The sequence below is a fragment of the Rathayibacter sp. AY1B7 genome (assembly GCF_002932735.1).
Classification (GTDB): domain Bacteria; phylum Actinomycetota; class Actinomycetes; order Actinomycetales; family Microbacteriaceae; genus Rathayibacter.
In genome coordinates this window covers 14440-37089 of the sequence record NZ_PSWK01000033.1, presented here as the reverse complement: position 1 = coordinate 37089, position 22650 = coordinate 14440, and the positions used below count along the sequence as shown (strand labels likewise).

Genomic DNA, 22650 nt, shown 5'->3' with positions numbered 1-22650 from the left:
CGAGACCGTCGAGGTCGGCGCCGAGCTGGTGCGCATCGGAGACGGCTCCGGAGCCGTCTCCGATGCGCACCAGCTCGGCGCCGACCTCGACGGTCTCGTCCTCCTGGACGAGGATCTCCTCGATCACTCCCGCGACGGGCGACGGGATCTCGGTGTCGACCTTGTCGGTCGAGACCTCGAGCAGGGGCTCGTCCACCTCGACGCGGTCCCCGACGTTCTTCAGCCAGCGGGTGACCGTTCCTTCCGTGACACTCTCTCCGAGTGCCGGGAGGCTGACGGATTCGCTCATGAGCCTGTCTCCTTAAGACGCTTGTGTTTCGATGTCCAGCTTACTGATGCGGAAGCGGCGGGTCGCCGCACCGCAGTGGTTCTACAGGGCGTGCAGCGGCTTCCCGGCCAGAGCGAGGTGCGCCTCGCCGAGCGCCTCGTTCTGAGTGGGGTGCGCGTGCACGAGGGGCGCGACGTCCTCGGGATGCGCCTCCCAGTTCACGATGAGCTGAGCCTCGCCGATCAGCTCGCCGACGCGGGCTCCGACCATGTGCACGCCGACGACCGGGCCGTCGACCAGGCGCACGACCTTCACGGAGCCGGTGGTCCCGATGATCGTGCTCCGGGCGTTGCCGCCGAGGCCGTAGTCGTACACGGCGACGCGCTCGGCGCCGTACTCGGCGATCGCGCGGGCCTCGCCGAGGCCGACGGAGGCCACTTCGGGGTCGCTGTAGGTCACCTTCGGGACGTTGACGTCCGAGACGACCTGCGGGCCCAGACCGGCGATCTCCTCCGCGACGAAGATCCCCTGCTGGAAGCTCCGGTGCGCGAGCTGGAGCCCCGGCACGATGTCGCCCACGGCGTACACGCCGGGGACGGAGGTCTGCAGGCGCTCGTCGGTCAGCACGTAGCCGCGGTCGAGGCGGACCCCGGCCTCCTCGAGGCCGATGCCCGCGGTCACCGGGCCGCGGCCGACGGCGACCAGCAGGATCTCGCCCTCCACCGTGGCGCCGCTCTCGAGCGACACGGAGACGCCGCCCTCGCTCTGCGAGACCGACGCGACGCGAGATCCCAGCTGGAAGGCGATGCCCCGCTTGCGGAAGGCGCGCTCCAGCTGCTTGCTGACGCTCTCGTCCTCGTTGGGGACGAGGTGGGGGAGGGCCTCGACGATCGTGACCTCGGCGCCGAACGAGCGCCAGACGCTCGCGAACTCGACGCCGATCACTCCGCCGCCCAGGACGACGACGCTCGCGGGCACGTGGTCGAGCTCGAGAGCCTGGTCGCTCGTCAGGATGCGGCCGCCGATCTCGATCCCGGGGAGGGTGCGGGAGGCGGACCCGGTGGCGACGACGACCGACGCGCCGTGGAGCACGTGCTCACCGACCGTCACGGTGCCCGGCGCGGTGAGGCGGCCCTCGCCCGTGACGACCGTGATGCCGCGCGAGGACACGAGGCTCTGGAGGCCCTTGTACTTGCCGGCGACGACGCCTTCGCGGTAGCGCGTGACGCCCGCCATGTCGATCCCGGTGAAGCTCGAGAGCACGCCGTACTTCTCTCCCTCGCGGGCGCCGTCCGCCAGCTCGGCGGCGTGCAGCAGGGCCTTGGTGGGCACGCACCCGCGGTGCAGGCAGGTGCCGCCGAGCTTGTCGCGCTCCACGAGCGCGACGCTCATCCCGAGCTGCGTCGCCCGGAGGGCCGCCGCGTACCCGCCGCTGCCACCTCCGAGCACGACCAGGTCGTAGCGCTCTTCCGACACCCAGTGACTCCCTCGCGACGTGCGGTCCCGCTTCCCGGCCGACCGGCTCCGGCGCTGAGCGCCGAGCGGATCGGGAGGGGGGACGAGGCGGGATCTCCCGCCCCGTCGACCCTACTACGCGCTCGCGAAGCCCTCGGCCAGAGCGATCAGCGCGCGCACCGAGACCCCCGTGGCGCCGGCTCCGGTGAAGCCGTAGCCGCCGCCTCCGTTACTCGAGGGGCCGGCGATGTCGAGGTGCGCCCACGGGATCGTGGTCGCGTCCTCGCCCTCGCCGCGCTTCCCGACGAACTCGCGGAGGAAGTGGCCGGCGAGGAGCATGCCGCCGGCGGTGTTGCCCGGCTTGACGTTCGCGATGTCGGCGATGTCCGAGTTGAGCAGCGGTCGCAGCTCCGCGGGGAGGGGCATCTGCCAGAAGGGCTCTCCCGCCGCGCGGGCGGCGTCGAGGACGCGGGAGACCACCTCGTCGTCGCCCAGAGCGCCGACGGTCCGGTTGCCGAGGGCGACCACGGAGGCGCCGGTCAGCGTCGCGACGTCGATGATCGCATCGGGCTGCTCCTCGCTGGCGGCGACGAGGCCGTCGGCGAGCACCAGTCGGCCCTCGGCGTCGGTGTTCAGCACCTCCACCGTGGTCCCGCCGCGCACGGTCAGCACGTCGTCCGGGCGGATCGCGGTCCCGGAGGGGAGGTTCTCGGCGATGCAGAGCCAGGCGGTCGCGCGGAGCGGGAGGCCGAGCTCCGCGATGGCGCGCACGACGGCGTACACGGTCGCCGCGCCCGCCATGTCGGTCTTCATCCCGATCATCGAGGCCGGCGGCTTGAGCGAGAGTCCGCCGCTGTCGAAGGTGATGCCCTTGCCGACCAGGGCGAGGTGGGTGCTCGCGCCCTCGGGCGCGTAGGCGACCTTCACGAGGCGGGGCGGGCGGGAGGAGCCGCTGCCGACTCCGAGGATGCCGCCGAACCCCTCCTCCGCGAGGGCCTCCTCGTCCCAGACGGTGACCTCGAGGGGCAGTCCCTCTGCGCCGGTCTGCACGGCCTCGGCCAGCGTCTGCGGGTAGAGGTGCGACGGGGGAGTGTTGACGAGGTCCTTCACCGTGCCGACCGCGCGGCCGAGCACGAGCGCCCGGTCCAGGACGGCGGGGTCGGCCGACTCGCCGCCGCCCAGCAGGACGACGTGCTCGACGGGCGCCTTCGCCGCGGCGGCGGTGCTGCCGCGGAAGGCGGTGAAGGAGTAGGAGCCGAGCGCGGCGCCCTCGGCGACCGCGGCGAGCGTGCCGTCGGAGCCGGCGGGGAGGGAGAGTGCCACGGAGGCGGACCCCGCGAGCAGGCGGACGGCGGCGCCCGCGGCGTTCCGCAGCGCGGTGTCGTCGGGCTCCGCCGAGCCGAGTCCGACGAGCACGATCACTCCGGCACGGACCGAGGACGGCACGCGCACGAGCGTCTCGGCCGCGCCGGTCGCGCCGAGCGCGCTCAGCGCGGGGGCCAGCTCCTCGAAGCCCTCCGCGCCGACGAGCCGGGGACCGTCGGGTCCCGGGGCGACGCCGAGGACGAGGGCGTCGGTGTCGATGTCGGAGGCGGGAACGGTCGAGTACTCGAGAGAGGAGAGGGGCATGGCGGCAATGCTAGGCGCTGTTCGCTGAGGGCTCAGCGGACCCGGCCGGGGCGCCGGGACCCCCGTTTAGACTGGACGCATGCTGGATCCGGAAGACCTGTTCGAGATCGAGGGCGACCTCTCCGAGATCCCGCGCGGGCTGCACCTCGTCGCGGGCCTGACCGGCTCGGCCGACGCCGGGGGAGCGGTGGGGCAGCTGGGGGAGTACCTCTTCGAGACCCTCGAGCACCGCGGGGTCGCGGTCTTCGACCAGGATCAGCTGCTCGACTACCGGGCCCGCCGCCCCATCATCACGTTCGACCAGGACCACCTGACGGACTACCGTCCTGCGATGCTCCGGCTCTCGCTCGCGCACGACGAGCTGCACCAGCCGTTCCTCCTGCTCACCGGCTTCGAGCCCGACTTCCAGTGGGAGCGGTTCACCCGCGCGGTGGTCTCCCTCCTCGAGCGGCTCGACGTCGCCTCGACCACGTGGGTCCAGGCGATCCCGATGCCCGTGCCGCACACCCGGCCCGTCGGCGTCACCGTGAGCGGCAACCGCGAGGACCTGATCGAGGCGATGTCGGTCTGGAAGCCGCACACGCAGGTGCCCTCGAACGTCCTCCACCTGCTCGAGCTGCGCCTCTACGAGCGCGGTCTGACCGTGGTCGGCTTCGCGCTGCTCATCCCCCACTACCTGTCGGACACCGAGTACCCGCAGGCGGCGGTCGCGGCGCTCGAGAGCATCTCGGCGTCGACCGGCCTCATCTTCCCGACAGACCGCCTGCGCGAGAGCGGGCGGGAGTTCCTCGGCAAGGTCGACGAGCAGGTCGGCGGCAACGACGAGCTGCAGAAGCTGGTCTCGGCCCTCGAGGCGCGGCACGACACCTACATGGAGGGGACGAGCCTCCGCTCGCCGCTCACCGACGAGGACGGCTTCGTGCCCAGCGCCGACGCGATCGCCGCCGAGCTCGAGAAGTTCCTCGCGATCCGCCGCCCGGGCGAGGAGCCCACCGCCTCCTGAGCGGCCGTAGGATCGGACGAGTGCGTGATCGTCGAGCCTGGTTCGTCTTCGGTGCCGGAGCGTTCGCCTACCTCGTCGCGGTCCTGGACCGCACGACGCTGGGCGTCGCAGGAGTGGACGCCGCGGAGCGGTTCGGGGTGGCCGCCGCCGTCCTCTCGTCGCTCGCCGTCGTCCAGCTGATCGTCTACGCCGGGATGCAGATCCCGGTCGGGATCCTCATCGACCGGTTCGGCCCGCGGACCCTGATCCTCTCGGGCACGGCCCTGATGATGGCGGGCCAGGTCGTGGTCGCGATCGCGCCGGGCATCGGCGTCGCGATCGTCGGGCGGATCCTGCTGGGAGCGGGGGACGCCGCGATCTTCACCTCCGTGATCCGCCTCACGGTCACCTGGTTCAGCGGACCGATCGTGCCGCAGCTCTCGCAGTGGATCGGCAACATCGGCCAGGTGGGCCAGATCCTCTCCGCACTCCCGTTCGCGGCGATACTCCACACGTTCGGCTGGGAGCCCGCGTTCCTCAGCGCCGCCGGCCTCGGGGCCGTGTCCTTCCTCGGCGTGCTCCTCCTGGTCGCCGACGTCCCGCCGCGCACCGAGCCGATCACGGTGGTGCCTCCGACGCTCCGGGCGACGATCGCGCAGCTCGGAGTGAGCCTGCGCCGGCCGGGGACGCAGCTCGGCTTCTGGTCGCACTTCGTCACGCAGTCCTCCGGCACGGTCTTCACGCTCCTCTGGGGCTACCCCTTCCTCGTCTACGCGATCGGCCTGCCGCCGACCGTCGCCGCGCCGACCCTCACGATCGTCGTGATCGCGGGGATCGTCGTCGGGCCGGTGCTCGGCGTCCTGACCGCCCGCCACCCCATGCGCCGCAGCAACCTCGTGCTCGGGATCGTCTCGGCGATGGCGGTCGCCTGGACCGTCGTGCTGCTCTGGCCCGGCATCCCGCCGTACTGGCTCGTGGTGCTGCTCCTGATCGTCGTCGGAGCGGGCGGCCCCGGCTCCATGATCGGGTTCGACTTCGCCCGCACGTTCAACCCCTCGCGGAGCCTCGGCGCGGCCAACGGCGTCGTGAACGTGGGCGGGTTCCTGGCCAGCTTCACGATGATGTTCGCGATCGGCCTGATCCTCGACGCACTGGCCGGTCCCGGTGCCTCCTCCGAGCAGACCTACTCGCTCGAGCACTTCCGCCTGGCGTGGTGCGTGCAGTACGTGGTGGTCGGCGCCGGAGTCGTCGGACTCGTCGTCGCGCGCCGCCGGACCCGCCGCCGCCTGGCCGAGGACGAGGGAATAACCGTGGCCCCTCTCTGGGTTGCACTGAGTGACCGGATGCGCCGCGGCCGCGCGGGGCGCTGACGGTCGTCCCCGTCGATCCCCCCTTCTGCAGACGCGATGTCCCAGCGGAACGGCCCGGATCCCGCCGGATCGAGCCCCACTCGCACCGCACCGCACGGCTGCACTACTCAGACGTGCAATAATTGTCAATAGGACCCGTTCGGGTCGAGGAGCACCAGGCCCACGTCGGGCGTGCGACGTCCTCGACTTGACATGGGTCCTCGTAATGCCCACCGACGGACGACGCCTTCCCGCGCCGCCCGCCCCCGGGACGCAACGGATGGAGAGGTGCCGCCATGGCCACCAGAGCTACCAAGACCGCAACGCTCGACGCCGTCGACGACGACGTGACGACGACCACCAAGAAGCCCGCGACGCGCAAGCCCGCGGCGAAGACCACGGCGGCCAAGACCACCGCGGCCAAGACGACCCGCTCGCGCGCCACGACCAAGGCCGCCGCTCCCGCCGACACCGAGGAGGAGCCGACCGACGCCGTCGAGCCCGACGAGGCGGCGGAGGAGGAGGAGACCGAGGTCGTCGCCGAGGACACCGAGACCGACGCGAAGGACGACGCGGAGACGCCGGAGGCCCCGGCCGCCGCTGCCGTCGCCGCTCCGGCCGAGCCGCTCCCGAGCGGTGCGCTCGTCCTGTCGTTCGGCGGAGAGGACGACGAGGTCCCGGTCTACTCGACCGCGATCACCGGTGCCACCGCCGACCCGGTCAAGGACTACCTGAAGCAGATCGGCAAGGTCGCGCTCCTGAACGCGGCCGAGGAGGTCGAGCTCGCGATGCGCATCGAGGCCGGCCTGTTCGCCGAGGACAAGCTCGCCAACTCGACCGACCTCAGCCCGGAGCTCGTCCGCGAGCTGCGCTGGGTCGCGAAGGACGGCCAGCGCGCGAAGAGCCACCTGCTCGGAGCGAACCTCCGGCTCGTCGTCAGCCTCGCGAAGCGCTACACCGGTCGCGGGATGCAGTTCCTCGACCTCATCCAGGAGGGCAACCTGGGCCTCATCCGCGCGGTCGAGAAGTTCGACTACACCAAGGGCTTCAAGTTCTCGACCTACGCCACGTGGTGGATCCGCCAGGCGATCACCCGCGCGATGGCCGACCAGGCCCGCACCATCCGCATCCCGGTGCACATGGTCGAGGTCATCAACAAGCTGGCCCGCGTGCAGCGCCAGATGCTCCAGGACCTGGGCCGCGAGCCCACGCCCGAGGAGCTCTCGCGCGAGCTCGACATGACCCCCGAGAAGGTCATCGAGGTGCAGAAGTACGGGCGCGAGCCGATCTCGCTGCACACGCCCCTGGGCGAGGACGGCGACAGCGAGTTCGGCGACCTCATCGAGGACACCGAGGCGGTCGTCCCGGCCGACGCCGTGGGCTTCACCATGCTGCAGAAGCAGCTGGAGTCGCTGCTCGACTCGCTCTCGGAGCGCGAGGCCGGCGTGATCCGCATGCGCTTCGGCCTCGGCGACGGCATGCCGAAGACGCTCGACCAGATCGGCGACACCTTCGGCGTGACGCGCGAGCGCATCCGCCAGATCGAGTCCAAGACGATGGCCAAGCTCCGCCACCCGTCCCGCTCGCAGTCGCTCCGCGACTACCTCGAGTAGGCCGGTGATCCGCTACGCGCCGGCGGTCCTCCTCGGGAGGGCCGCCCGGTTCGCCGCGCGGGTCCGGAAGCCCGGTGGGGGATCCGCTGTGCCCGGACTCGTGGTGAACCGCGTCGCGCCCGGATTCCTGCCCGCGGTGCTCGACGGGTTCCGGGACGGCCTCGTGGTCGTCACGGGATCGGCGGGCAAGTCGACCACGACCAAGATGCTGGTCGCGGTGCTCCGCGCGCACGGGCTCCGGGTCTTCACCAACCCCTCGACGGCCAACATCGCCCAGGGGCTGACCTCCGCGCTCCTGGAGCGGGCGGACCTCCGCGGGCGGATCGACGCCGACATCGCCGTCCTCGAGATGGACGAGGGTCACGGCGCGCGCCTCGCGCCCCGGATGCGCCCCCGCGTCGTCCTGCTGACGAACGTGGTGGTCGACCAGATCGACCGCTTCTTCGATCCGGCCATGGTCGCCCGGATGCTCGGCACCATCGCTTCCCGCGCGACCGGTCCCGTCGTGCTGAACGCCGACGACCGCCACGTCGCCGATGTCGCGACCTCCCTCCCCGACGAGCGGATCCGCTGGTACGGCGTCTCCTCCTCCGTCCGCGACTCCGCGTCCGGCGGTCTCGGCTACGCCGCAGAGGCGGAGGCCGGGACCGACCGTGCGACCACCGTCGTCGAGAGCACGAAGGGAGCGGCCGCGCGCATCATCAGCGACGGCGACCCGCTCGAGGTCCGGCTCCCCGCACGGGGCGTCCACTACGCGGTGGACGCCGCGGCGGCCGTCTCCACGGCCCGCGCCGTGCTCGCCGAGCGCTTCGACCCGGCCCTCGCCGCCTCCGCGCTCTCGAGCATCGACCCCGTCTTCGGGCGGGGCGAGATCGTCACCGTGCGCGGCCACGAAGTCGAGTTCGTCCTGGTTCAAAACCCGGCGAGCTACCGCCTGAACATCGCGGAGATCCCCGAGGGGACCGAGCAGATCATGCTCGCGATCGGCTCCGACGTCCGAGACCCCTCCTACTTCTGGCCCGTGGACACCTCCGTGCTCGGGCACGTCCGTGTCGTCTCGGGGTCGAAGGCGCACGAGGCGGCGCTGCACCTGCGCTACGACGGCGTGCGCGTCGACTCCGTCGACGAGGACCTGGGTCGCGCGCTCGACGCGTTCCTCGCTCTGCCGACCCCCGCCTCCGGCCGGAAGACCATCGTCTTCTCGGCCGATTCGATGCGCCGCACCCGTGCGCACCTGCAGCTCGTCACCAACCGCGAGGAGACCGCGTGACCACCCTCCGCATCGCCGTGCTCGCTCCCGACGTCCTGGACAGCAACGGCGACGCGGCGAACGCCCGGGTCCTCGCGGCCCGGGCGCGCTGGTCGGGCGTCGAGGCGGAGGTCGTGCCGCTCATGACCGCCTCCGACGCCGAGGTCCGTCCGGACGTCCTGGTCGCCGGGACGGGAGCGGACGAGGACCTCCCGGGCGTCCTGGCACTCCTCCACGAGATCGCGCCGACGCTGCGGGCCTGGGTCGACCAGGGCACTCAGGTGGTCGCGGTCGGAGCCGGCTGGGAGATGCTGGCCGGTTCGATCAGCACGGCCGCGGGCCGCGCCCGGGGTATCGGGCTGTTCCCCGGAGACTCGGTCACGGGCGAGCGCGCGACCGACGACCTCCTCGTCGAGACGCCGGGCGGCGTCCTCGTCGGATTCGAGAACCACGAGCGCCGGATGACCGGGATCGCGCCCGAGGACGCGCTCGGCCGAGTGCTGCACGGCACCGGCGACGGCGCCGGCCACGAGGGCTACGCGGAGGGAGGCCTTCTGGGCACGCACCTGCACGGCCCCGTCCTCGCGAAGAACCCCTCGCTCGCGGACGCGATCCTGCGGCGCGCCCTCGGCGACGCCTACTCCCCGTCGGACGAGCGTCTCCGCCTGGTCGATGAAACGGCACGAGCCGCTCGCGATGTGATCGCGAAGCGGCTCGGTGTCGGTCGGTAGGGCGCTGACGCACCGTCCGGGCTGATCGGGGACGCGCTAGGGGCGCTGCTCCTCGAAGAGTCGGGCGGACTCGTCGTGCCAGCTCTGGGCGATGCTGGAGAGCTTCTCCTGGTACTTCTTCCCGTGGTGCGCACAGAACAGCAGTTCTCCGTTGTTCACGACCACTCGGATGTACGCCTGCGCACCGCAGCTGTCGCAGCGGTCGGCGGCGGAGAGCTGGTGGGCACCGGCGAGCTCGTCCACGCCGTTCTTGGTTGCTGTGGTCGACATGACTTGGCCTCCTGCACTCGTTCTTCGATCTCTGCTTAGTGGAACCCATCCAAGCACGCGATTGTTTCCGCACGGAGTCGATCGGTCGGCATTTCGCTCTGCGCGTAGGGGCCCCGCGCCGAGCGGCCATCGTGCTGTCGTCGGGTGCCGCGCCACCGCGGCCGGAGCGGTTCCCGAAAGTAGACTGGGCGGATGGCCTCCACCGACTACAACGCTCGCCACCTCTCCGTCCTCGAGGGTCTCGAGGCGGTCCGGAAGCGGCCCGGCATGTACATCGGATCGACCGACTCGCGCGGCCTCATGCACTGCCTCTGGGAGGTCATCGACAACTCCGTCGACGAGGCGCTGGCCGGGCACGGGACCGAGATCAGCGTGCTCCTGCACGCCGACGGCAGCGTCGAGGTGCGCGACCGCGCGCGCGGGATCCCGGTCGACATCGAGCCGAAGACGGGGCTCTCCGGAGTCGAGGTCGTGTTCACGAAGCTGCACGCGGGCGGCAAGTTCGGCTCCGGGTCCTACGCGGCGTCCGGCGGTCTGCATGGCGTCGGCGCCTCCGTGGTCAACGCGCTCTCGGAGCGCCTCGACGTCGAGGTCGACCGCAACGGCCGCACCTACCGGATGTCGTTCCACCGGGGGGAGCCCGGGCGCTTCGCCGACGCGGGCGAGCCCACCCCCGACGCTCCGTTCACGCCGTTCGAGAACGGGTCGGAGCTGACGGTCGTCGGGAAGGTCGCCAAGGGCGTCACCGGAACGCGCGTGCGCTACTGGGCCGACCGCCAGATCTTCACGAAGGGCGCCTCGTTCCAGACGGACGACCTGGTGACGCGTGCCCGGCAGACCGCGTTCCTCGTCCCCGGCCTGACGATCGACATCGTCGACGACCGGGCGGACGAGCGCCGCGCCGAAATGTTCCGCTACGACGGCGGCATCTCGGAGTTCGTCGAGTTCCTCGCCCCCGACGCTCCCGTGACCGAGGTGCTGCGCCTCACCGGCTCCGGCACCTTCACCGAGACCGTGCCGGTGCTGACCCCCGGCGGCGCCATGGTGCCCACCGAGGTGGAGCGCACCTGCGAGGTCGACATCGCCCTGCGCTGGGGCACCGGCTACGAGACGGTGATGCGCAGCTTCGTGAACATCATCTCGACGCCCAAGGGCGGGACGCACCAGACCGGCTTCGAGCAGGGCCTGCTGAAGCTGCTCCGCTCCCAGGTGGAGGCGAACGCCCGCCGCCTCAAGGTCGGCTCGGACAAGCTCGAGAAGGACGACGTCCTCGCCGGGCTCAGCGCCGTGCTGACCGTGCGGCTCCCTGAGCCGCAGTTCGAAGGCCAGACGAAGGAGGTGCTGGGCACGCCCGCCGTCCGCGCGATCGTCGCCTCCACCATCGCCTCGACGCTGGGCTCGGTGTTCTCCTCGACGCGCCGCGAGGACAAGGCGCAGACCTCCCAGCTCCTCGAGAAGGTCGTCGCCGAGATGAAGTCGCGGATCTCGGCCCGCGCGCACAAGGAGACGCAGCGCCGCAAGAACGCGCTGGAGTCCTCCTCCCTTCCGGCGAAGCTGGTCGACTGCCGCAGCAGCGACGTCGAGAACAGCGAGCTCTTCATCGTCGAGGGCGACTCCGCCCTCGGCACCGCCAAGCTCGCCCGCAACAGCGAGTACCAGGCCCTGCTGCCGATCCGGGGGAAGATCCTCAACACGCAGAAGGCGAGCATCGCCGACATGCTCTCGAACGCCGAGTGCGCCTCGATGATCCAGGTGATCGGAGCCGGCTCCGGCCGCTCCTTCGACCTCTCGGCCGCACGCTACGGGAAGATCATCCTGATGAGCGACGCCGACGTCGACGGCGCCCACATCCGCACCCTGCTGCTCACGCTCTTCTTCCGCTACATGCGGCCGCTCGTCGAGGCGGGGCGCGTCTTCGCCGCCGTGCCTCCGCTGCATCGGCTCGTGGTGATGAACGCGGGGAAGAAGCCGAACGAGACGATCTACACCTACTCCGAGAAGGAGCTGCAGAGCGTGCTCGCGGCCCTCGGCAAGGCGGGCCGCCGTTACCAGGACCCGATCCAGCGCTACAAGGGGCTCGGCGAGATGGACGCGGACCAGCTGGCCACGACGACCATGGACCGCTCCCGCCGCACCCTCCGCCGGGTGCGGGTCGCCGACGCGGAGAACGCCGGCCGGGTGTTCGAGCTGCTGATGGGCAACGACGTGGCACCCCGCAAGGAGTTCATCGTCCGCGGGTCCGAGTCGCTGTCGCGGGACCGCATCGACGTCTGAGCCGCGGGGCTCAGAACACCTCGGGCGCCGCTCCGATCGTCGCGATCGGCGCCGCGAGCGCCACGCCGGAGCCGTCGCGCTTCATCCCGGAGTCGGGCAGCGCGGCGACCGAGCCGTCGGCCTCGAGGGCGTGCGCGGGACCGGGGCCGACCCACGCCACTCCGAGGGCGGTCTCTCCCTTGAGGAAGCGCTGCGCGCGGACTCCGCCGGTGGCCCTGCCCTTGGCGGGGAACTCCGAGAACGACGAGACCTTCGCACTGCCGGTGTCGGTCCCCGAGAGGGCCCAGCTGTCGACGGCGACCGTCGCGACGACGGCCTCGTCCCGGTCCTTGGCGGCGACGACGGCGAAGTGCACGACGTCGTCGGTCTCGGCCAGCTTGACCCCGGCCATCCCCGCGGCCGTCCGGCCCTGAGGGCGGACGGCGGACGCGGAGAAGCGCAGCAGCTGGGCCTCGCCGGTGACGAAGACCAGCTCGTCCTCCTCCGCCGACGCGGCCGCGCCCACGACCGCGTCCTTCGGCTTCAGGGCGATGAGCTCGATGTCCGGGCGGTTGGGCAGCTCGCCCGGCGCGACGCGCTTGACGACGCCCTGCTGGGTGCCGAGCGCGATCGGCCGCTCGTCGTCGAGGGCGACGAGCGCGAGCACCCGCTCGTCCTTCGCCAGGTGCGGGAGGTAGTCGCTCATGCGCACGCCCGCGCCCAGCTGCACCGAGGAGGAGGGGACGGCGGGCACGTCGACCGGCGAGAAGCGGAGGAGCCGACCGGCGCTGGTGACCGCGCCGATCTCCGTCCGGCTGGTCGTGTCGAGCACGCTGAGGACGGCGTCGTGCTTCGAGCGGCGCGTGGCGCGCTCGGGGTGGGGAGCGGCCTCGGGGTCGCGGTCGACCCGCACCATGCGGCCGGTGGTGCTCAGCAGCACCCGGCAGGGCACGTCCGCGATCTCGAGCACCGCGGCGGCCTTCCGCCCGGTGGTGGCGACGGAGGGACGCGCCTCGGTGAGCAGGGTGCGCCGCGGGGTCCCGAGGCGCTGGGCGACCTCGTCGAGCTCGTCCGAGACCAGCTCGTCGATCCGTGAGCGGCTGGCGAGGAGGGCCTCGAGCTCGGCGATCTCGGCGAGGAGGGTGTCGCGCTCGGTCTCGAGCTCGATGCGCGAGAACTTCGTGAGACGGCGGAGCTGGAGCTCGAGGATGTAGTCGGCCTGCAGGGTGCTGAGGTCGAAGACCTCGATCAGCCGGGCCCGCGCCGCCGCGGTGTCGTCGCTCCCGCGGATCAGCTGGATGACCTCGTCGATGTCGAGGATCGCGATGAGCAGGCCCTCGACCAGGTGCAGCCGCTCCTGGCGCTTGCGCAGTCGGTAGCGGGTCCGCCGGGTGACGACCTTCACCCGGTGGCCGATGTAGACCTGCAGCAGCTCCTTCAGGCCGAGGGTGCGCGGGCCGCCGTCGACCAGCGCGACGTTGTTGATCGAGAACGCGTCCTCGAGGGGCGTGTAGCGGTAGAGCTGCTCGAGGACGGCCTCGGGACTGAAGCCGGTCTTGATCCCGATGACGAGCCGGAGGCCGTTGTCCCGGTCCGTCAGGTCGGTGACGTCCGAGATGCCGCTGAGCTTCTTGTTCTGGACGCCGTCCTTGATCTTGTCGATGACCTTCTCGGCGCCGACGAGGTAGGGCAGCTCGGTGACGACCAGGCCGGACTTGCGCGCGGTGATGCTCTCGACCGAGACGCGCGCGCGGGTCTTGAAGCCGCCCCGGCCGGTCGCGTAGGCGTCGCGCACGCCGGCGAGGCCGACGATCGTGCCACCGCTCGGGAAGTCCGGTCCGGGGACGAACGACATCAGGTCGTCCAGGGACGCGTCGGGATGGGCGATCAGGTGCCGGGCCGCCCCGATCACCTCCACGAGGTTGTGGGGCGCCATGTTCGTCGCCATGCCGACGGCGATGCCGCTGGCCCCGTTGACCAGCAGGTTCGGGAACGCGGAGGGGAGGACCTCGGGCTGGTCGTGCGAGTTGTCGTAGTTCGGGACGAAGTCGACGACGTCCTCGCCGAGGTGCTCGGTCATGGCCGTGGCGGCCGGGGCGAGGCGGGCCTCGGTGTAGCGGGCCGCGGCCGGGCCGTCGTCGAGGGAGCCGAAGTTGCCGTGCCCGTCGACGAGGGCGACCCTCATCGTGAACGGCTGGGCGAGGCGGACGAGGGAGTCGTAGATCGAGGCGTCGCCGTGCGGGTGCAGCTTGCCCATCACCTCGCCGACCACGCGGGCCGACTTCACGTGGCCGTGATCGGGCCGCAGCCCCATCTCGCTCATCATGTAGAGGATCCGGCGCTGCACAGGCTTGAGGCCGTCGCGGGCGTCGGGCAGGGCCCGCGAGTAGATGACCGAGTACGCGTACTCGAGGAAGGACCCCTCCATCTCGGCCGAGACGTCGACGTCCTCGATGCGCTCGGTGAGCGAGGATCCGGAGGAGGGGGCTGCAGCGTTCATGACTCGATTCGGTGGCGGGCGCGGGGCGGCGGCGGGGGACTGCACCGCCCTGCGGCGCTCGACGGGACGGGCGGAGCGGAGACGGCGCCTCGCGGACGGGACCGGCCCTCCCGTTCACGCGGACGCTCCGCTGCACCGGCCCGGCGGGGACGGCGGCGCTGTGCGAAACTGGGCGCGATGACCCACATGCTACCGCCAGCCCCCGACGGGCGGCGGAGCCTCGCCGACGTCCTGCCGGGCGCCCTCGACGCGCTCCTGGGCCGCCCCGGCCTCTTCGGCTCGCCCCGCGTCGAGCGGATCGTGGTCGTCCTCGTCGACGGCCTGGGTGCCGCGAACCTCCGCCAGCGCGGGGGCCACTCGCGCACACTCGCTCCGGCCCTCAACCGCGGCACCACGCTCGTCTCGGGCTTCCCGACGACCACCGCGGCGGCCCTGGCGAGCCTGACGACGGGCCTGCGCCCGGGCGGGCACGGGATGGTCGGCTACCGCGTGCTCGACCGCGCCTCCGACCGCCTGGTCAACCAGCTCTCCGGCTGGGACGAGGGCATGGTGCCCGAGACGTGGCAGCCCCACCCCACGGTCTTCGAGCAGGCCTCGGCCGCCGGTGTCCGGGCCGGAGTGATCGGCCCCGCGCGGTACGCCCGCTCCGGTCTCACGCGGGCGATCCTGCGCGGCGCCGAGTACCACTCCGCCGGCGGCGTCGCCGAGCGCTTCACGGCGGCGCGCGCCCTGCTCGACGAGGGCGGCCGGCAGCTCGTGTACCTCTACGTCCCCGAGCTCGACCAGGCGGCGCACGCGCGCGGCTGGGAGTCGCCGGAGTGGACGGCAGCGCTCGAGCTCCTGGACGGGGAGGTCGGCGGAGCGGTCCGCGGGCTCTCCGCCCGCGAGAGCGTGCTGGTCACCGCCGACCACGGCATCGTGGACGTTCCGGCGTCCTCGCACGTGCTCGTCGAGCGGGGACCGCTGCTCGAGGGCGTCCGGCACCTCGGCGGAGAGCCCCGCTGCCTGCAGCTGCACCTCGAGCCGGGTGTGGACCCCGACGAGGTGGCGCGGCGCTGGACCGAGGCGGAGGGCGCACGCGCCTGGATCGCGACGCGCGACGAGGTCGCCGTGAGCGGCTGGTTCGGCGAGGTCTCTCCGGCGGCGGCCGAGCGGATGGGCGACGTGTTCGTCGCGGCGCGGAGGACCATCGCCTACTACGCGGCGGACGACTCCTCCGGCCGCTCGATGATCGGACAGCACGGGTCGCTCACGCCGGAGGAGACGCAGGTGCCGCTCCTCCGCTTCGGCGCGCTGGCCTGAGCCGGGCCGGAGGGACGGGGGGCACCGTCCGCCCCGGCGGAGCCGCGCCGGCGGAGGGTCAGTCGTCGCTGCGCGCTCCGAAGACGATCTCGTCCCAGCTCGGCATCGACGCCCGCCCCCGGCGGAGGCTCCCGCGCACGCCCGACGGCTGCTCGGGGACCGGGGGAGCGGTGCGCGGCGGCTCCGGTGCCTTCTCGACCGGAGGAGCGGCCTCGGCCTCGGGCTCCGGCTCCTCGCGGACGCGGAGGCTCGAGGCGTGATCGCGCTCGCCCCGGCGGCGCCGCAGGGCGTCGAGCAGGTCGGCGGTGTCGTTGAGGTTGCGCTCGCGCTGCTCCGTCGTGCTCGTGACGGGGCGGGGGAGCGTCGAGATCGGGCGCGGGGTCTCGGAGAGGGCCGGCTGCGGCTCCGTGTCGGAGGGGCGGACGGCGGCCGGCCGGGCGTGCGGCATCGCGGCGGGGCGGCCGGCGGTGGGGTGGTCGGCCCGGGCGGAGCGGCTCGGCGCCTCCGCGGACTCCGGGTCGAAGCGCGTGGCGAGCTCGTCGACGGCTGCGGGGATGACGGCGCGCAGGCGCGGGATGAGGGTCGGCCGGATCTCGCCCTGCTGCGAGAGCGTGATCGCCTCGGAGGTCAGCGGCGACAGCAGCGCCTTCCGCGGGTCGAAGCGCCAGCGGGCGTCGTGGTCGATCTCGTCCGAGCGGAAGAGGAGCTTGACGACCCAGCCCTCCTCCTCCTTCCAGCTCGACCACTGCTCGCCCTCGGCGCCGAGCGACGCGAGGCGGTCGCGGATGACGTCGCCGAAGGGCGTGCCCTCCTCGAGGGGATCGGGGTCGGTGGTCGTGTAGACGCGCACGGCGAGGGCGGACGCGACGATGTGCTCGCGCTCGGCCGTGACGGGTCCCTCGAAGCGCTGGACGTAGCCCAGGTCGGCGCCCGTGAGCTCGGCGACCTCCTCGGCGGAGAGCCCGGAGCGGATGTGGGCCTGGATCTCGCGGGGGGAGACGCGCTTCTCGCGCGGCGGGAGGGTGTGGACCCGCGGCCGCAGCTGGCTCTGCAGCGTCTCGTCGATGCGGACCGAGAAGCGCTCGCCGCCCTCGGACACGAGGACGAGCGATCCGCCCTCGACGCCGATCACCTTCAGTTCCATCATCGTGGGGACCCTCCTTCTGGACGCGGACCGGGCAAGGATGCCACGCGCCCGGGCGATCGGCCGGGAATACCCCGGGCGGGTCGAAAGTTGGTGCGGAAGGAGGCGGGGCGAGCGGGTGTCAAGAGCCGTTCGAGGTGGTTTGCGAATCGATGCGTCGTGATGCACACTGACCCCGCCGATTTGTTGAACAGCAGAAATAAGAAGTGGATGGGAATGGCTACGGACTACGACGCCCCCCGCAAGACCGATGACGACTCCGAGTCGATCGAGGCCCTGAAGGAGCGAGTCCCCGACAAGATGTCCGGAGTCGTCGACGTCGATGACGCCGACAACCCGGGCGGATTCGAACTGCCCGGTGCCGATCTGTCCGACCTCGATCTGGACGTCGTGGTCCTTCCGCCCCAGGCGGACGAGTTCACGTGCGTGAGCTGCTTCCTCGTGAAGCACCGCTCGCAGATCGACCACGAGGAGAAGCTCGGACCGATCTGCCTGGAGTGCGCCGCTTAAGCGCCTCCCGGCTCCGAAGGACGACCGCTCCGTCGCCGTGATCCCCGGATCGCGGCGACGATGTCGTCCGGGCGGCGGGTGGAGACCAGCCAGTACGGCGTCGGGTCGGCCGGATCCTCGATCGGGACCCGCACCACGTCCTTCACCCAGCCGCGGATGATCAGGTAAGCCCGCGCGTCCAGGCGCGTCCCACGCTCGGCGAACGCCTGGTCCCCCGAGTAGGAGGACGGCTCGCCCACGAGGTCCAGCGGGATGTGCGCGCGGCCGGCGCGCAGCTCCCCCTCCGCCACCTCGATCACGGGGGAGAGCGCCAGCAGCGACAGCACGCAGCCCGCGTACAGAACGACCGCGACGATCACCCCCACCGCGAGGTCGATGGGCGCGAACACCAGGATGCTGGCGGGGATCACGAGGGCGGTGGCGACGAAGAGCCAGGGCGCGGGCCACAGCCTCTCTCGGTAGGACGGCATGACCCTATTGGATCAGACGTTTGGTCTACCCTCGTCACGTGCCTGCAACCGTCGACGTCCCGATCACCGCGGACCGGCTCCCCTCCTACGCCCGTCCGGGCGACGCGGGAGCCGATCTCCACTCGACGGAGGACGTGGTGCTCGCCCCCGGTGAGCGCGCCTCCGTCGGCACAGGGGTGGCCGTCGCCCTCCCGGAGGGCCACGCCGGCTTCGTCGTCCCCCGCAGCGGGCTGGCCTTCAGGCACGGCATCACCGTCGTCAACGCCCCCGGAACTATCGACGCGGGCTACCGCGGTGAGATCCGGGTGGCGCTGCTGAACACCGACAGCCGCGAGACGTACCGCGTCTCGGCGGGGGACCGGATCGCGCAGCTCGTGATCGTCCCCGTCGTCCAGGCGAGGTTCACGGCCGTCGACGAGCTTCCCGAGTCGGTCCGCGGCACGGGCGGCTTCGGATCCACCGGGTACGCCGCCGGCGCCCAGGAGACCAGAATCCACGAGGAGAGCGCATGAGCGACATCCAGCCCACGGCCGGCGAGGCCGCCGAGCCCGTCCAGCAGGACTTCGAGAAGTCGGCGCCGGAGGACCGCGCGGAGGCCGGGCCCCTGGACGAGCGCGAGGCCAACCCGGTCCGCCCCTACATCGACCTCGGCGGGGTGAAGGTGCTTCCCCGCGAGGGCATGCACATCCGCCTCGAGGTCGAGGAGGGGACCAAGCGCGTCATCGCCGTCGGCCTCGACTACGCAGGGTCGACGCTGCAGGTGCAGCCCTTCTCCGCGCCGCGCTCCTCGGGCCTCTGGCACGAGATCCGCGGCCAGATCGCCGAGCAGATCGGCCGTCAGGGCGGATCGACGACGGAGCGCGACGGCGTCTTCGGTCCGGAGCTCGTCGCCGAGCTCCCGATCGCCGGCGGCCAGACCCGCGTCGCCCGGTTCGTCGGCGTCGACGGTCCGCGCTGGTTCCTCCGCGGCGTGATCGCCGGAGCCGGAGCCGTCGACGAGCAGGCGGCCGCCTCGGTCGAGGAGCTCTTCCGCAGCATCGTCGTGGTCCGCGGCAGCGGCCCGATGCCTCCGCGCGACCTGATCCCGCTGAAGGTGCCGACCGGCAGCCAGACCCAGCAGAGCGCGAGCTGACCGGCATGGAGCCGGTGCGGCCCGAGGACCCGGCCCGATCGGAGGAGCCGGTCCGGCCCGAGGTGGGCGACGCGATCGCGCAGGCCGCCCGCCGCTCGGGACTCGGCGCGGTCGCCGACGGCGAGCCGTTCGACGGGAAGGCGCTGCTGCGCACCATGGGCGGCGTCCGGGGGATCCTCGAGGCCGTCGTGCCCGGCATAGCCTTCGTCCTGCTCTACACGGTCACCTCGGAGCTCGTGCTCTCGCTGGTCGCATCCGTCGGGCTCGCCGTGGCGTTCACGGTGGCGCGGGTGCTCGGCCGGACGCCGGTGATCCAGGCCGTCGGCGGACTGCTCGCCGTGGTGGTCTCGGCCGCACTGGCGCTGTTCACCGGGCGGGGCGTCGACAACTTCGCCCTGGGGCTGCTCACCAACCTCGTCTACGGGCTCGTCTTCCTCCTCTCCGTCCTCGTGCGCTGGCCCCTGATCGGCGTCGCCGCCGGCTTCCTGATGGGGGACGGCACCGCCTGGCGATCCAATCGGCGCAAGCGCCGCCTCTTCGGCGCCCTGACCCTCGCGTGGGCGGGGCTCTTCCTCCTGCGCCTGGCCGTGCAGTACCCGCTGTTCCTCGCCGAGGACACCACGGCGCTGGGCATCTGGAAGCTGGCGCTCGGCCTGCCCCTGTACGCGCCGCTGCTGGTGCTCACCGTGCTCGCCGTCCGGGCCGAGTACCGCGGAGCCGGCGAGCGCGCCGATGCGGGCGATGCTCCGGATCGTGCATAGAATTGTCTCGACGTCGAGATAAATAGCGCTCGCCTCCCCGCACCGTCGCGGCGAGGTCGACCGGGCGCCTCGGCGTCGAGGAGTTAGGTCCTCCTTGGTGGCAGGCCGCTGTGCGCGGTCGTCAAGATGAGGACGGAGAGCGGCTCCGCCCGTCGGCGGACGCTGCAGTCAGCGAAGGAGAGGGCGACGTGTCCGCGGTAGACAGCTTTGGATCGAAAGACACCCTGAAGGTCGGCTCGACCGACTACGAGGTGTTCCGCATCGACCGGGTCCCCGGTCACGAGAAGCTCCCGTTCAGCCTCAAGGTGCTGCTCGAGAACCTCCTCCGCACGGAGGACGGCGCGAACATCACCGCCGACCACATCCGCGCCCTCGGCGAGTGGGTCCCGGAGTCGGAGCCCGACACCGAGATCCAGTTCACGCCGGCCCGCGTGGTCATGCAGGACTTCACCGGCGTGCCCTGCATCGTCGACCTCGCCACGATGCGCGAGGCCGTCGCTGCCCTGGGCGGCGACGCGAACCGGATCAACCCGCTCGCGCCCGCCGAGATGGTCATCGACCACTCCGTCATCGCCGACCTCTTCGGCACCGAGGACGCGCTCGAGCGCAACGTCGAGCTCGAGTACGAGCGCAACGGCGAGCGGTACCAGTTCCTCCGCTGGGGCCAGACCGCCTTCGACGACTTCAAGGTCGTCCCGCCCGGAACCGGCATCGTGCACCAGGTCAACATCGAGTACCTGGCCCGCGTCACCATGACCCGCGAGGTGGGCGGTGCGCTGCGCGCCTACCCCGACACCTGCGTCGGCACCGACTCGCACACGACGATGGTCAACGGCCTCGGCGTGCTCGGCTGGGGCGTCGGCGGCATCGAGGCCGAGGCCGCGATGCTCGGCCAGCCCGTCTCGATGCTCATCCCGAAGGTCGTCGGCTTCAAGCTCACCGGCTCGATCCCGACCGGCGTGACCGCGACGGACGTCGTGCTCACCATCACGCAGATGCTGCGCAAGCACGGCGTGGTCGGCAAGTTCGTCGAGTTCTACGGGGCCGGCGTCGCCGCGGTGCCGCTCGCCAACCGCGCCACCATCGGCAACATGAGCCCCGAGTTCGGCTCCACTGCCGCGATGTTCCCCATCGACGACGTGACCCTCGACTACCTGCGCCTCACCGGCCGCAGCGACGAGCAGATCGCCCTCGTCGAGCAGTACTCCAAGCTGCAGAAGCTCTGGCACGACCCCGCGGTCGAGCCGGTCTTCAGCGAGTACCTCGAGCTCGACCTCGGCACCGTCGTCCCCTCGATCGCCGGCCCGAAGCGCCCGCAGGACCGGATCGAGCTCTCGTCCGCCAAGACGCAGTTCGAGTCGGACCTCACCAACTACGCGGACGTCTCGCACGACATCGTCGACCTGACCATCGCGGAGTCGTTCCCCGCCTCCGACCCCGGAGAGCTGCAGCCGCAGGACGAGCACAGCAGCCACGAGCACACCCACCGCTCGCACGCGCCTTCGACCGCCTCCAAGCCGACCACGGTCGAGCTCGGCGAGGGCGGGACCTTCACGATCGATCACGGCGCCGTCGCGATCGCGGCGATCACCTCGTGCACCAACACGTCGAACCCGTCCGTCATGCTCGCGGCCGGCCTGCTGGCCCGCAACGCGGCGCAGAAGGGCCTGAAGGCCAAGCCGTGGGTCAAGACCACGCTGGCGCCCGGATCGAAGGTCGTCACCGACTACTACGAGAAGGCCGGTCTGACCGAGTCGCTCGAGGCGCTCGGCTTCTACACGGTCGGCTACGGCTGCACGACCTGCATCGGCAACTCCGGCCCGCTGCTCGAGGAGATCTCGGCCGCGGTGCAGGACAACGACCTCGCCGTGACCGCCGTGCTCTCGGGCAACCGCAACTTCGAGGGCCGCATCAACCCGGACGTGAAGATGAACTACCTGGCGAGCCCCCCGCTCGTCATCGCCTACGCGCTCGCCGGCTCGATGAACTTCGACTTCGAGGTCGACGCGCTCGGCACCGACTCCGACGGCAACGACGTGTTCCTCAAGGACATCTGGCCCGACGCGGCCGAGGTGCAGGCGACGATCGACTCGTCGATCGACAAGTCGATGTTCGACACGCAGTACGCGGGCGTGTTCGACGGCGACGAGCGCTGGCGCGCGCTGCAGACCCCCGAGGGCTCGATCTTCGAGTGGGACGAGTCGTCGACCTACGTGCGGAAGCCCCCGTACTTCGACGGCATGACGATGGAGACGACCCCGGTCACCGACATCGCCGGTGCCCGCGTGCTCGCCAAGCTCGGCGACTCCGTCACGACCGACCACATCAGCCCCGCCGGCTCGATCAAGGCCGACAGCCCCGCCGGCCGCTACCTCGACGAGCACGGCATCGACCGCAAGGACTACAACTCCTACGGCTCGCGCCGCGGCAACCACGAGGTGATGATCCGCGGCACGTTCGCGAACATCCGCCTGCGCAACCAGCTGCTCGACGGCGTGGAGGGCGGCTACACCCGCGACTTCACGCAGCCGGACGCCCCGCAGTCGTTCATCTACGACGCGTCGCAGAACTACCAGGCCGAGGGCACCCCGCTCGTCATCCTAGGCGGCAAGGAGTACGGCTCCGGCTCGTCGCGCGACTGGGCGGCCAAGGGCACGAGCCTGCTGGGCGTCAAGGCGGTCATCGTCGAGAGCTTCGAGCGCATCCACCGCTCGAACCTCATCGGCATGGGCGTCGTCCCGCTGCAGTTCCCCGCGGGCGAGAGCTGGGAGTCGCTGGGCCTGGACGGCACCGAGTCGATCAGCATCTCGGGCATCGAGGAGCTGAACGAGGGCGTCACCCCCAAGACGGTCCACGTCGTCGCCGAGCCGACCGAGCACTCGGCCGAGGGCAAGCAGACCGTCGAGTTCGACGCGGTCGTCCGCATCGACACCCCCGGTGAGGCGGACTACTACCGCAACGGCGGCATCCTGCAGTACGTGCTGCGCTCGCTCGTCTAGATCAGCCGCAGAGCGTGTGCGCCTTCCCTGCGG

19 protein-coding genes are annotated in these 22650 nt (G+C 71.7%); 12 read left to right on the top strand and 7 right to left on the bottom strand.

Features of this window, described 5'->3' with window-relative positions; genetic code table 11:
• From C5C95_RS14905 to C5C95_RS14895, 3 genes are all read right to left on the bottom strand, one after another.
• Positions 1 to 289: biotin/lipoyl-containing protein (locus tag C5C95_RS14905; protein ID WP_308471476.1), on the bottom strand; the 289-nt coding region annotated here is incomplete at its 3' end.
• Positions 290 to 370: 81 nt separating this feature from the next.
• Positions 371 to 1744 carry a dihydrolipoyl dehydrogenase gene (gene lpdA, locus C5C95_RS14900; protein ID WP_104232557.1) on the bottom strand — a complete coding sequence of 458 codons (1374 nt, stop codon included), beginning with the start codon at positions 1742 to 1744 and terminating at the stop codon, positions 371 to 373.
• A gap of 114 nt (positions 1745 to 1858) precedes the next feature.
• On the bottom strand, positions 1859 to 3352 hold the full coding sequence (locus tag C5C95_RS14895; protein WP_104324748.1) for a leucyl aminopeptidase: 1494 nt from the start codon (positions 3350 to 3352) through the stop codon (positions 1859 to 1861).
• A 79-nt stretch (positions 3353 to 3431) separates the two neighbouring features.
• Here C5C95_RS14895 and C5C95_RS14890 point away from each other — a divergent pair, with 79 nt between their 5' ends.
• The 5 genes from C5C95_RS14890 to C5C95_RS14870 all read left to right on the top strand — a co-directional run bounded on the left by C5C95_RS14890 (position 3432) and on the right by C5C95_RS14870 (position 9276).
• Positions 3432 to 4355 carry a proteasome assembly chaperone family protein gene (locus C5C95_RS14890; protein WP_104225227.1) on the top strand — a complete coding sequence of 308 codons (924 nt, stop codon included), beginning with the start codon at positions 3432 to 3434 and terminating at the stop codon, positions 4353 to 4355.
• 20 nt (positions 4356 to 4375) lie between these two features.
• Positions 4376 to 5704 (top strand): nitrate/nitrite transporter, encoded by a 1329-nt coding sequence (locus C5C95_RS14885; protein WP_104261522.1) that lies wholly within the window; start codon positions 4376 to 4378, stop codon positions 5702 to 5704.
• 275 nt (positions 5705 to 5979) lie between these two features.
• Positions 5980 to 7296, top strand: a complete 1317-nt coding sequence (locus tag C5C95_RS14880; protein ID WP_104232561.1) for an RNA polymerase sigma factor — start codon at positions 5980 to 5982, stop codon at positions 7294 to 7296.
• 88 nt (positions 7297 to 7384) lie between these two features.
• Positions 7385 to 8566 carry a Mur ligase family protein gene (locus C5C95_RS14875; protein WP_146087094.1) on the top strand — a complete coding sequence of 394 codons (1182 nt, stop codon included), beginning with the start codon at positions 7385 to 7387 and terminating at the stop codon, positions 8564 to 8566.
• Positions 8563 to 9276, top strand: a complete 714-nt coding sequence (locus tag C5C95_RS14870; protein ID WP_104324746.1) for a type 1 glutamine amidotransferase — start codon at positions 8563 to 8565, stop codon at positions 9274 to 9276. Before C5C95_RS14875 ends, C5C95_RS14870 begins: the two co-directional genes overlap by 4 nt.
• Before the next feature lie 36 nt (positions 9277 to 9312).
• On the opposite strand, the gene C5C95_RS14865 is transcribed toward C5C95_RS14870, so the two are convergent.
• Positions 9313 to 9546, bottom strand: coding sequence for a hypothetical protein (locus C5C95_RS14865; protein WP_104324745.1), 234 nt, complete (start codon positions 9544 to 9546; stop codon positions 9313 to 9315).
• A 192-nt stretch (positions 9547 to 9738) separates the two neighbouring features.
• Here C5C95_RS14865 and C5C95_RS14860 point away from each other — a divergent pair, with 192 nt between their 5' ends.
• Entirely contained in the window at positions 9739 to 11820 is a 2082-nt protein-coding gene (locus C5C95_RS14860) for a type IIA DNA topoisomerase subunit B (protein ID WP_104324744.1), read from the top strand.
• A 10-nt stretch (positions 11821 to 11830) separates the two neighbouring features.
• Here C5C95_RS14860 and C5C95_RS14855 read toward each other — a convergent pair whose 3' ends face one another.
• A complete protein-coding gene (locus C5C95_RS14855; RefSeq protein ID WP_104324743.1) occupies positions 11831 to 14299 on the bottom strand; it encodes a DNA topoisomerase (ATP-hydrolyzing) subunit A in 2469 nt (822 codons plus the stop codon).
• A gap of 177 nt (positions 14300 to 14476) precedes the next feature.
• On the opposite strand from C5C95_RS14855, the gene C5C95_RS14850 reads away from it, so the two are divergent.
• Positions 14477 to 15601, top strand: coding sequence for an alkaline phosphatase family protein (locus tag C5C95_RS14850; protein WP_258072679.1), 1125 nt, complete (start codon positions 14477 to 14479; stop codon positions 15599 to 15601).
• 58 nt (positions 15602 to 15659) lie between these two features.
• Here the strand turns inward: C5C95_RS14850 and sepH are convergent, their stop codons facing one another.
• Entirely contained in the window at positions 15660 to 16748 is a 1089-nt protein-coding gene (sepH, locus tag C5C95_RS14845; protein ID WP_104238755.1) for a septation protein SepH, read from the bottom strand.
• A gap of 213 nt (positions 16749 to 16961) precedes the next feature.
• Between sepH and C5C95_RS14840 the strand changes: the two genes are divergently transcribed.
• Entirely contained in the window at positions 16962 to 17255 is a 294-nt protein-coding gene (locus C5C95_RS14840; protein ID WP_055792269.1) for a DUF4193 domain-containing protein, read from the top strand.
• Here the strand turns inward: C5C95_RS14840 and C5C95_RS14835 are convergent.
• Positions 17252 to 17725 carry a DUF3093 domain-containing protein gene (locus C5C95_RS14835; RefSeq protein WP_104324742.1) on the bottom strand — a complete coding sequence of 158 codons (474 nt, stop codon included), beginning with the start codon at positions 17723 to 17725 and terminating at the stop codon, positions 17252 to 17254. The genes C5C95_RS14840 and C5C95_RS14835 overlap by 4 nt on opposite strands.
• Positions 17726 to 17763: 38 nt before the next feature.
• Between C5C95_RS14835 and dut the strand changes: the two genes are divergently transcribed.
• The 4 genes from dut to acnA all read left to right on the top strand — a co-directional run bounded on the left by dut (position 17764) and on the right by acnA (position 22617).
• Positions 17764 to 18237 (top strand): dUTP diphosphatase, encoded by a 474-nt coding sequence (gene dut / locus C5C95_RS14830; protein WP_104222105.1) that lies wholly within the window; start codon positions 17764 to 17766, stop codon positions 18235 to 18237.
• Positions 18234 to 18857, top strand: coding sequence for a DUF3710 domain-containing protein (locus tag C5C95_RS14825; RefSeq protein ID WP_104248032.1), 624 nt, complete (start codon positions 18234 to 18236; stop codon positions 18855 to 18857). Before dut ends, C5C95_RS14825 begins: the two co-directional genes overlap by 4 nt.
• Before the next feature lie 5 nt (positions 18858 to 18862).
• Positions 18863 to 19618: a DUF3159 domain-containing protein gene (locus C5C95_RS14820; RefSeq protein ID WP_104297812.1), complete on the top strand. Its 756-nt coding sequence runs from the start codon at positions 18863 to 18865 to the stop codon at positions 19616 to 19618.
• 188 nt (positions 19619 to 19806) lie between these two features.
• Complete coding sequence (acnA, locus tag C5C95_RS14815; protein ID WP_104324741.1) at positions 19807 to 22617, top strand: aconitate hydratase AcnA; 2811 nt, start codon at positions 19807 to 19809, stop codon at positions 22615 to 22617.
• The last annotated feature ends 33 nt before the right edge of the window (positions 22618 to 22650 follow it).